Origin of the sequence: Campylobacter concisus, from assembly GCF_902460845.1 — a bacterium.
Lineage (GTDB): Bacteria > Campylobacterota > Campylobacteria > Campylobacterales > Campylobacteraceae > Campylobacter_A > Campylobacter_A concisus_X.
Genome location: NZ_CABPVS010000003.1, coordinates 299,132 through 310,405, shown reverse-complemented (window position 1 = coordinate 310,405; position 11,274 = coordinate 299,132). Strand labels below are relative to the sequence as shown.

General features: G+C 35.7%; 9 protein-coding genes. 6 read left to right on the top strand and 3 right to left on the bottom strand.

What is annotated here, in order from left to right; all coding sequences use genetic code 11:
- Positions 1-10 precede the first annotated feature (10 nt).
- Positions 11-1,498, bottom strand: coding sequence for a sodium/proline symporter PutP (gene putP, locus F3H00_RS04610; protein ID WP_148798820.1), 1,488 nt, complete (start codon positions 1,496-1,498; stop codon positions 11-13).
- Positions 1,499-1,648: 150 nt separating this feature from the next.
- On the opposite strand from putP, the gene F3H00_RS04605 reads away from it, so the two are divergent.
- The 6 genes from F3H00_RS04605 to F3H00_RS04580 all read left to right on the top strand — a co-directional run bounded on the left by F3H00_RS04605 (position 1,649) and on the right by F3H00_RS04580 (position 9,924).
- Positions 1,649-2,359 carry an amino acid ABC transporter permease gene (locus F3H00_RS04605; protein ID WP_148798822.1) on the top strand — a complete coding sequence of 237 codons (711 nt, stop codon included), beginning with the start codon at positions 1,649-1,651 and terminating at the stop codon, positions 2,357-2,359.
- Positions 2,352-3,080 (top strand): amino acid ABC transporter ATP-binding protein, encoded by a 729-nt coding sequence (locus tag F3H00_RS04600; protein WP_148798824.1) that lies wholly within the window; start codon positions 2,352-2,354, stop codon positions 3,078-3,080. Before F3H00_RS04605 ends, F3H00_RS04600 begins: the two co-directional genes overlap by 8 nt.
- Before the next feature lie 13 nt (positions 3,081-3,093).
- Positions 3,094-3,864, top strand: a complete 771-nt coding sequence (locus F3H00_RS04595; RefSeq protein ID WP_148798826.1) for a transporter substrate-binding domain-containing protein — start codon at positions 3,094-3,096, stop codon at positions 3,862-3,864.
- 381 nt (positions 3,865-4,245) lie between these two features.
- The gene (locus tag F3H00_RS04590) at positions 4,246-6,198 is read left to right on the top strand and encodes a methyl-accepting chemotaxis protein (protein WP_103629478.1); all 1,953 of its coding nucleotides are present in this window, start codon (positions 4,246-4,248) and stop codon (positions 6,196-6,198) included.
- A gap of 195 nt (positions 6,199-6,393) precedes the next feature.
- Positions 6,394-7,110, top strand: coding sequence for a transporter substrate-binding domain-containing protein (locus tag F3H00_RS04585; RefSeq protein WP_087579056.1), 717 nt, complete (start codon positions 6,394-6,396; stop codon positions 7,108-7,110).
- A gap of 75 nt (positions 7,111-7,185) precedes the next feature.
- Positions 7,186-9,924 (top strand): M16 family metallopeptidase, encoded by a 2,739-nt coding sequence (locus F3H00_RS04580; RefSeq protein ID WP_149703730.1) that lies wholly within the window; start codon positions 7,186-7,188, stop codon positions 9,922-9,924.
- A 167-nt stretch (positions 9,925-10,091) separates the two neighbouring features.
- Here F3H00_RS04580 and F3H00_RS04575 read toward each other — a convergent pair whose 3' ends face one another.
- Positions 10,092-10,994 (bottom strand): Cj0814-related protein, encoded by a 903-nt coding sequence (locus tag F3H00_RS04575; RefSeq protein WP_149703729.1) that lies wholly within the window; start codon positions 10,992-10,994, stop codon positions 10,092-10,094.
- A gap of 51 nt (positions 10,995-11,045) precedes the next feature.
- Positions 11,046-11,267 carry a hypothetical protein gene (locus F3H00_RS04570; protein WP_021091847.1) on the bottom strand — a complete coding sequence of 74 codons (222 nt, stop codon included), beginning with the start codon at positions 11,265-11,267 and terminating at the stop codon, positions 11,046-11,048.
- Positions 11,268-11,274: the final 7 nt, after the last annotated feature.

Sequence of the window (11,274 nt, the reverse complement as noted above, 5' to 3'; positions counted from 1 at the left end):
AAGTTTAGGCCTAAAGCCTTGTTTTCATCTTTTCAAATTCTTCTTGTATGACTTGCTCGTGTGGCTCACTTGTCATTTTATTTATTGTATCGCCCCAGATACTGACCATGATGATGGCTAGGCTCGATGTTAAGATGCCTGGTAAAATTTCATAAACATAGGCATTTAGCCCTGATGTTATCCAAAATATTACGGTCACACCTCCAGCTATCATACCAGCTAGAGCCCCAAGTGCGCTCATGCGTTTCCAGTAAAGGCTAAAAAGTAGCACCGGTCCAAAGCTAGCACCAAATCCAGCCCAAGCATTTCCAACGACGTTTAGGACGCTATCTGTAGAGATAAAAGCAAGTACTGTTGCTATTAACGCTACGACTACTACGGCATAGCGGCTGATCGCTGTTTGCGTGCTTTGGCTTACCTCTTTTTTATAAAAGGCAAAGATGAAGTCCTTTGTAACCGAGCTTGATGTAACCAAAAGCTGGCTTGAGATGGTACTCATTATCGCTGAAAGCACGGCTGAGATGATGATACCTATAAAAAATGGTGGGAAAAGTAGCTCACCAAGCTTTAAAAAGACCGTCTCAGGATCGCCAAGCCCACCTCTTTGGCTAAAGTAGACAAAGCCGATAAGTCCACTCATGATAGCACCTAGTAGACCTATCGTCATCCAACCAATACCGATCCTTCTTGCCTTTGCAAGCTCTTTTGAATCGCGTATTGCCATAAATCTAACAATTATATGTGGCTGACCAAAGTAGCCAAAGCCCCAAGCTAGAAGACCTAAAATGCCCCAGAAAGTCTGATCTCTAAATGGATTTAGGTGATTTGCGTCAAGCCTGCTTATCTCTTTTATCAAATTTGTATCGCTTGGCAGGTCTAAATTTAGATATGCCACGACTGGGATCGAGACTAGGACACAAAACATCAAAAGCCCCTGAAATGCATCAGTTATGCTCACAGCCTTAAATCCACCAAAAAACGTGTAAAAGACCACGATACAAAGTGTAAATATTGCGCCATATCTAAAGCCTATACCAAAAAAGCTCTCAAATGTTTTGCCACCAGCGATGATGCCGCTACTTACGTAAAGTGTAAAAAATATCAAAATAATAAGACCAGATACGATCCTTAAAATTTTTGTTCTATCTTTAAAGCGGTTTTCCAAAAAGTCTGGTATCGTGATGCTATCGCTCGCAACCTCGGTATAGACCCTAAGCCTTTTTGCTAGAAATAGGTAGTTGCAGTAAGCACCTACAATAAGACCAGCTATCATCCAGATATTTGCTACACCAGTTGCATACAATGCTCCGGGCACGCCAAGCAGCATCCAACCACTCATATCAGAAGCGCCAGCGCTAAGTGCTGTGACAACTGGACCCATTTGACGATTATCCAGTAGATATTGGTTCATGCTTGCATTTTTATCGTAAAAATATCGTCCGATAAAGAGCAAAAAGCCAAAATAGATGGCTATGGCTAAATAAGACCCAAAGCTCATAAATTTCCTTTCAAATTAAGATAAATGGCTTATATTAATATAAATTTTTTTAAATTACAACATTCAGTGCCGATCCTTAAACACTTTTAAGCAAAATGATATAAATTTTTTCGTATTATTTAAAGCCATATTTTAAAGAGAAGGACAAAGTTGAAGGCTCAAAATTTAGCTAAATTTCTATTTTTTATAATAATTGTCTCACTTGGAGCATATTTTTTCTATCCAAGAAATCTTAGTGAGGCTCAAGAGATCGCTTATATCAAAAGTTATGGAGTGACTTTAGGGCTTACTATAGGCGGTATTGCCATAGGCATAACACTTGGATTTACCTTGGCGTTTATTAAATTTTTAAATATTAAAGTCTTAAATTTTATAATCGATGAATATATCGATATCTTACGTGGAACACCTGTAATACTTCAACTTTTAATATTTTCAGTTGTCATTTTTGCAACATGGAGTGATAATTTTTATGTAGCTCTCATCGCACTTGGACTAAATAGTTCTGCTTATGTGGCCGAGATCGTAAGAAGCGGTATAAATAGCGTCGATAAAGGACAAATGGAAGCGGCTCGTGCCATGGGTCTAAACTACTATGTTTCGATGCGTGAGGTGGTTTTTCCACAAGCTACAAAAAATATCTTGCCAGCACTTGCAAACGAATTTATCTCGCTTTTTAAAGAAACTTCGGTTGTTGGCTACATAAGCGTTGTTGATATCACGATGCAAAGTAAGAGCTTGCAGGCGGTATTTTATAGCCCAGAGCCAGTCATTTTTACAGGCATCGTTTACTATGTGAGTGTTAAATTTTTCACCTTCTTGGTGAAACTACTTGAGAGGAGACTAAATCGCCATGATTGAGATTAGAAATTTAAATAAAAGCTATGGTGATCTACTCGTTTTAAACGACATTAGCGTAAATATAAAAAAAGGTGAAGTTATAGCGATAATTGGTCCAAGTGGTGGTGGAAAAAGTACATTTTTACGCTGCATAAACCGCCTTGAGGAGCCAGATAGCGGGCACATAAAGATAAATAGTGAAGATATTTTAGATAAAAAATCAGATATAAATAAAATTCGCCAAAAAGTGAGCATGGTTTTTCAGCACTTTAATCTTTTTGCAAATAAAAATGTCTTGCAAAATTTAACTCTAGCTCCGATAAAAGCGGGAATTTTAGATAAAGCAAGTGCAGAAAAAAGAGCTGATGAGTTGCTAAAAAGTGTTGGGCTAAGTGATAAGAAATTTGCCTATCCGCACAAGCTTTCAGGCGGACAGAAGCAACGTATTGCGATCGCTAGAAGCCTAGCAATGGAGCCAGAAGTGATACTTTTTGATGAGCCGACAAGTGCGCTTGATCCTGAAATGATAGGTGAGGTTCTTGACATTATGAAAGATGTCGCAGCAAAAGGTATAACGATGCTTGTGGTAACTCATGAGATGGGCTTTGCAAGGAATGTAGCAAATAGAATTTTCTTTATGGATAAAGGCAAGATAGCAGTGGATGACACGCCAAAAAATGTCTTTACAAATCCGCAGCACGAGCGTCTACAAGAGTTTTTAGGTAAAATTTTAAATCACTAATAAAGGATAAAAAATGAAAAATTTTTTAAAAGTTCTAGCGTTAGGCTTAGTTTTATTTTTTATAGGTTGTGGTGATAACACTAACAAAAAAAGTGTAGCAAATGCGCCAGAGGCTAGCAAAGAGGTGGTTTATAAAGTCGGATCAAGTGCTGATTATCCACCTTTTGAATATCTTGATGAAAAAAACCAAATAGTTGGTTTTGAGATAGATTTATTAAATGAGATCACCAAAAAAACTGGGATCAAATTTGATGTTGCAAATATGAATTTTGACGGCCTCATCTCGGCCTTGAAAACAGGCAAGATCGATATCGCAATAAGTGGTATGAGTGCTACTGATGAGAGAAGAAAATCGGTTGATTTCACCAAGCCATATTATTTTTCAGAAAATTTATTTATCCGCAAAAAAGGCTCAGATGTAAATAAAGACAACCTTAAGGATAAGAAAATTTCAGCTCAAGTTGGCACACTTCAAGAAGAAGCAGCCAAAAGCATAACCACTAAATCGATACCTGCTGAAAATGTAGCAGCCGCTATCATGTCACTAAACGCTGGCAAAATCGACGTTGTGCTAACTGATAGTCCGATAGGGGTTGAGTATTTAAAACAAAATCCAGATTTAGAAGAATTTTTAAGAGTTCCTGATGGCACGGAAGGATTTGCAATGGCGTTTGATAAAGGCAAACACACTGAGCTTATCAAGAAGATAGACGCAGCGATCGATGAGCTACAAAAATCTGGCGAATTTGACAAAATGCTAGATAAATATGGATTAAAGAAATAAATCTAAATACAAAATTTGCAGAGAAGCAGGAATTCTCTGCAAAAACTCACTTTTTTCTAATTTTTAAAATTTAACATCTTTTAAAAGTAAAATTAATAAAATGACTTAATTATTTTCAAGGAGAAAAAATGGAGCTTCTCAGGATGAGAACGGCATTTATTTTAAATGTGCTATTTTCTATTTGCATGTATCACAATTTTTTTAAAAAATTCCTACTAATTAATAAATCTAAATTTAAATTAAAATTTTACATAAATGCGTTAATTGATATTTTTTATAAAAATAACCAAAAGTATTTTTTGGTTGATAAATTTTTAAGTATTAAAGTCGTATGACTTTATTTTTTGAAGCAGATATTAAGAAAAACTAAAAGGAGAGAAAATGAATAATCTAGGTATTAAATCTAAGATTATGGCGATAGTTATCGTCAGTCTTATTGGCCTTGGTATCATGAGTGCATACATGCTAAATGGTATCTTAAAAACTCGCTCAAAAGCAGAATTTAGCGAGAAAATCGTGGATACAATAATAAATCAAAATAATTTTATCCATGAAATGCAAAAAGAACGCGGATTTAGCTCAGGTGTGCTAGCAGGAGGGGATAATAAAAATTTATTAGAGCAGCGTAAAAAAGTAGATGCTGCGCTTGATAAGCTTGAAGAAAAAAATGAAATAGTTTCAGAGATAAATAGTATCCGCTCAAATGTAGATCAAAAAAGTGGCAATGATCTAATTAGTCGTATAACAAAAATTTTAAGAAAAGAGGTTATTGCTATAAATGGATATAGTGATAAGCTCGAGCCTAGCTTGGTAGATGATCTAAAGCGTATCATTATTGTTGGTGAGATAAAAGAGTCTTTTGGTATTTTGCGTGCAACTTTAAATGGAATTTTTACTAAAAAAAGTATAAGCAAAGAGGACTATAACAAAGTAGTTGCACTAAATAGCGTTATAAATAAATTTATGCAGGATTTTGACGATTACAACCCAAAAGAATTTAGCGAAGAATTTGATGCCATCGCTAGAAAAAAGGCTGATTTTATAGATGCTATGAATATTATTAAAAATGTAGTTACTACTGAAGATGCATCTTATGACGCAGCGAGTTGGTTTTCAAAGATAAGTGTTACGATAGATGCTATGAGAGAGCTTGAGCTTAAGCTGCTTGATAATATGCAAAAAGATGCAAAGCAAATTAAAGGCGAGGCAGATACCGAACTTATTATAAGTTCTATTGTGATTGCGATTTGTATTTTGCTTATGTTGCTAGTATCTACATTAATAGGTAAAAACCTGATCTCTGGTATAGATCAGACTAAAAATGGCTTAGTTAGATTTTTTGACTTCTTAAATTATAAATCTAATAAGGCTGAATTTTTAGATCGTAGTGGTAGCGACGAGATCGGACAGATGAGTGCACTGATAAATGAGAATATCAAACAAATCGAGGCAAATTTATCTGAACAAAATAATTTCATTAAAGAAGCAAATACTTTTGTAAATCAAATCGGCAAAGGTAACTACGTAGCTCAGCTTAATGCAGATACTTCAAATCCTGCACTTAGCCAGCTAAAACAAACTTTTAAAGACTTACAAATCGCACTTAAACATGCTATTGCAGAAAATGGCGACGACGTGTTAAATCTACTAGAAAGTTTTAAAAAACAAGACTTTACTAAAAGGCTTGAAGATGATGGTAAAATGGCGGTTGGTATAAATGCTCTTGGTGAAGAGATAGCCAAGATGTTAAAAGCAAATTTAGATCAAGCCCATGTGCTAGAAGAAAAGGCTGAGTCTTTAAGTCAGTCAATGAAAGAACTAACTCAAGGCGCAAATGTACAAGCAAGCTCACTTCAAGAGTCTGCTGCCGCAGTAGAGCAAATGTCAAGTTCAATGAATGCAATATCTCAAAAAACATCTGATGTTATTAGACAAAGTGACGAGATCAAAAACATCATAACTATTATTAGAGATATAGCTGATCAAACAAATTTACTAGCTCTTAATGCCGCGATCGAGGCAGCACGTGCAGGAGAACATGGTAGAGGCTTTGCGGTTGTTGCAGATGAGGTTAGAAAACTGGCTGAAAGAACTCAAAAGTCTCTAACAGAGATCGAAGCAAATACAAATGTACTAGCTCAATCAATCAATGAAATGAGTGAATCTATAAAAGAGCAAAGTGAGGGAATCAATATGATAAACCAATCAGTTGCGCAAATAGACACACTTACAAAAGAAAATGTATCAATTGTCAATAAAGCAAATGAAGTAACATCTGATGTTGACGACATGGCTAAGGCAATAGTAAACGAAGTTAGAAAAAGTAAATTTTAATCTTTGACTTACTCTTAGAGCTCCTACTATTTTATCCCTTAAGATAATTAAGGGATAGAACCTATCTATAAAAATTTATATGCTACTTTGCTATACGATATATTTATAGCATTTTTCTTTTATTACGGATTTAAACAATTTTTAATAGAGAAATACTGATAATTAAGCCACTAAATCACCTTAAAGGACACTATTATGAAAAAGATCTTTGCTCTTTTACTTACAGCTTTTGTTGCTCTTTGTGCAAACGAGCTAAAATTTGGTACAGCGGCGAATTATCCACCATTTGAGTATATCGATGAAAATAACAAAATAACAGGCTTTGACATCGAGCTAATCGATGAAATTTCAAAGCGTGCAGGCTTTTCATACAAGATCATAAATATGAGTTTTGATGGCCTTATCCCAGCGCTTAAAGCTGGCAAAATAAATGGCATCATAAGTGCGATGAGTGCGACTTCAGATAGATTAAAATCGATTGATTTTACAAAGCCATACTATCTAACTGAAAACCTCTATCTAAAGAAAAAAGGTAATGACGCACTAAAAGCTAAAGAAGAGCTAGCTGGCAAAAGAGTTGGCGTGCAACAAGGCACCGTCCAAGAGCTAGCAGCAAATGCTATAAATGGCGTAAAAGTAGTGCCTTCAGAGGATACTGTGCCACTCATCATGGGATTAAAAGTTGGCAAATTTGACGCAGTCATCCTTGATAGCTCTATCGGATATGGCTTTATTAAGAAAAATCCAGAACTTGAAGCATTTTTCAAAGAAGTTGATGGCAGCGAGGGCTTTTCAATAGCTTTTGATAAAGGAAAAGAGAGTGCGTTAATAGAGAAAATAAATCAAATTTTAGATGACATGAAAAAAGACGGAAGCTACGAAGCTTTACTTAAAAAATACGACCTAAAATAATCTTCTAGCCTGCAAATTTGCAGGCTTATGCTAAATTCTGCTTTGTCTATCGATTAAAATTTAAAAAGGAAAATAATGAGAAAAATTTTGTTGCTTTTTTGTCTAGCAATGGGTCTTTTTGCGCTTCAAAATGATAAAGATATGTTAAATGGAGAGCTAAAAAACGGGCTAAAATACTATATCAAAGAGAATAAATTTCCACAAAAAACAGCTATTTTTTATCTTGTTATAAATTCTGGTTCAACTGATGAAAAAGACGGCGAGCAAGGTCTTGCTCACTTTTTGGAGCACATGGCATTTAATGGCAGCCGTGACTTTAGCAAAAATGAGCTCATTAAGCAGCTTGAGAGCCTTGGTGTGAAATTTGGAGCTGATCTAAATGCGCAGACGAGCTACGATCAGACGAGTTATGTCTTAACGATTAATGTAAATGAGAAAAATTTACAAGATACGTTTAAGGTCTTTTCGAATTGGATAGATGGCGTTAAAATCGATCCTAAGGAGCTTAATAAGGAGCGTGGCGTCATCATGGAGGAAGAGCGTCAGAGAAATACGCCAGGATATAGGCTTTATTTGGCTCAAACAAAGGATATTTTTGAGGGCAGCATCTATCTAAAAAGAGTGCCAATAGGCGATATGAACGTCATCAAAAGCGTAGATGCTAAGCACATGCAAGAATTTTACGAGAGGCTTTATCAGCCAAGATTTATGAGCTTTGTTGCTGTTGGCGACTTTGATAAAAATGAGATAAAAAGCTTAATCGAAAAAAGCTTTAGCCAAGCAAAAAATACAAATTCTTACATTCATCCAGAAAAAAATATCAGCTTTAAAAGTGGTTTAAATATTTTTAACTACGACTCAAATGAAACTGGAATGGAGCTAGTTAGACTTAGCTATTTTGATAAATTTAGCCCGGTTGTAAATGAAGCTGATGCAAAGAGGAATCTAGAAGACGCACTTATCGCAAGCCTAATAAATATGCTTTATGAGCAAAAAAATGCAAATAATTCATCAAATTTAAGCACTGATTTTATAGCTCAAACACTTCAAGCAAAGCAGAAAATTTATAGTTTTGAAACAAATGTACTTGGAGGCGATTTTAACGCAAGCCTTAAAGATATGCTTGGTGTTATAAAAGGCATTAAAGAGTTTGGCTTTAATAAAGAAGATTTCGAAGATGTAAAAAAGGCGTTTGTGGCAAATGTGGATGCAAAGTTTAAACGCTCAAAGACTAAAAAATCAAGTGCTTACGCAGGACAAATTTTAAATATGATAGAAAATGGTGGCTTTGTGTTAAGCGATGAAGACGACAAAGAGCTTAGTTTAAAGCTATTAAACGAGATTACGCTAGCTGACGTGAATGCTAGATTTAGACAAATTTTGGCCATTTCTGATGAGCGTGTAAGAATTTTTAGCAAAGATGGTTATAAGCTTAGCAAAGATGAGTTTTTAAAGCTTTTTGCCAAGGCGCCTGCTTATAACACAAACCTATCTGCTAATAACAACGATAAGAGCCTAGGCAATGAAAATTTAGAGCCAAAAGAGATAAGCTCAAGAAGCTTTGATGAAAAAAATGGAATTTATACCTACAAAATGTCAAATGGCTCGCAAGTTATCTTTAAGCCACTAGCTACTAAAAAAGATAGCGTTTTGTTTGCAGCCGTCAGCAAAGGAGGCACATCAAATTTGGCTGATCCAAAGCTTGGTGGCTTTGCAGTAGCGCTCACAAATGAAAGCGGCGTTGGCAAATTTAATAACTATGAGTTATCAAAAATTTTAAATGGCAAGATCGTAAGCTATCAAAAGAATATTGAGGGTCTTACGCAAGGATTTTATGGCTCATCAAGCACCAGCGATCTTAGCTCGCTGCTAGCTGTTATAAATTTAGAATTTAACGCTCCAAGAGCCGACTCGCACGTGCTTGAGAGGATAAAGCAAAGAGCAAAAGATGAGCTAAGCAAAGAGCAAAATTTACCTGAATATAAATTTAGCACCGAATTTAGCAAATTTTTTTATGAAAATAATAAACGTGTCGCGCCGCTTGAGATGACTGATATCGATGCGCTAAAACTAAATGAACTAAAAGAGATCATCAAAGATAAATTTACAAATGCAGGCTCATATACTTTTGTAATCATCGGCGATACCGATGAAGAGAAGCTTTTACCACTTATTAAAAAGTATATCGCCACTTTGCCAAAGCTTGACGAGACTGAAGAGTTTAAAGACGATGGCGTGCGAAGTATCAAGGGTCAGCACACCTTTAAAAGGAAGTATCAAAGCACAAAAAGAAGCGATGTTGGCATAAATATCATAAATTCTGACGCTAAATATAGCTTTGAAGGAGCGATTAAACTAAGGGCATTAAGTGAAATTTTAAAAACAGCGCTTCGAGAAAAGATCAGAGAAGATAAGGGTCAAACATATGGCTTTAGCCTAAATGCCAAGCTCTCGCGCTATCCTTTTGAGCATTCAGATATGCTAATTAGTTTTACTTGTGATCCTACAAACACGGACAAGATCATCACCGAGATAAAGCAGATAATAGCTAGCATCAAGAGTAGTGGCGCGATCTTGCCAAAGCATTTGGAGGATTTTAAGGCACAGAGTGAAATTTCTATAAAAAAAGATTACGAAAAGCCTGAGTTTTGGCAAAAGCTCATCATCTCAAATAAAATTTTTAACACGCCACTTTATACGGCTGATGAGTACATAAGTGCGGTAAAAGCCATCACAAATGAGGACATCAAAGAGGCAGCTAAGCTATATCTTGATGAGAAAAATATGGTGATAAGTATAAATAATCCAAAGTAGAAATTTGGTGAGCCAAGCTGGCTGACTCTTAAAATTTAAACGCGAGTAAAATTTATTAAGATAAGCTAGCTTTTTAAATTAGTTGGCTAAATTGGCTTTTTAAATTCAAATCTAAGTAGAAATTTAAAGAGCTAAGCGGCCCCTAAAATTTTAGCCTAAAGCCAAAGCTAAGCGAGGATATCCTTTGGTTTTAGTTTGTTTAGCTTTTGCACTAGTTCATCAAAGCTTGCTCCATTTTCGACCTCGCGCCTGATAAATTCCTCAAAAAACTCACGTTTTACATCTTTATCAGTGTAAGTCACGCTCTTTTTGGTAACTTGCATAGGCTTAAATTTCTCTTCTTCCATCTCTTCATCGCCATTTTCTCTAACCGGCGTAAGAGCGATATTTTGCAGCACATCAGCGATGCTCTCGCCTTTCTCAAAACTTGTTTTTAGAAATTTTAAAAACTCATCTTTACTATTTTTATCAGCGTAGCTTACGCGGTGCAACATAGGCTGACCTAAGAATTCTATACGTTTTTTATCTGAGCTTTGCTCGTAATGTAAAGCCCCGTCTTTAAAAGAAATTTTTACATTTGCGTGCTCGCCAAGTATCCTTTCTGCGGTAAATTCCAGCCATTTATCTTTAAACTCATCGATACTTAGATCAGAGTCTAGCAAATTTGTAGCCTCACGGCTTAGATAAAGCGTGCCATTGGCGTGATTGATTAGAATTTTCAGGTTGTCGGTGGCACTAGCAGATATGTTATAGGTTTTGTTAAACTCATCTACGCTAAATCCGTTTTTCTCGCTAGTGATGATGGAATTTAGTCGCCAAAGCTTCGTGCTATCAACGAAATTTTTAAGGCTAGCAACCTCGTCTTTACTCATAGAACTATCTATGCCATTTATCTTGCCCCAGATAGAAATTTTATCATTTGACGAGTAGCCAGAGAGCGATAGATGCTTGATGTCCGCGGTTTTGGTGGGAATTTCTACTTTATTTAAATTTGCGTTTGTGGCTTGGTGCTTACTAAAAGCGTCTTGATAGCTAAAGCTTTGGTTAAATCCATTTAGTGCGTTTATCATGTCAAATCCTTTAACACTATATCGGCAAATGGATTTAAATTTTAAGTGGAATTATTTTTTATTGCGGTATTTTTCAAAAATAGCGATCATTTGGTATGAGTTTTGGGCGATTTTAAATTTATTTGGATTTTTGCCAAGTAGCTCTTCTCTTAAAGAGTCGATAAATTCCCTATCTTTTTTACAAGCTTCAAAGCTCACTCGCCCCCTAAGTACGGCCATAAATATAATATCAGCAGTCGCATTTATCATCTCAAGCATTTTTTCTTCGCTCATTTTTGTG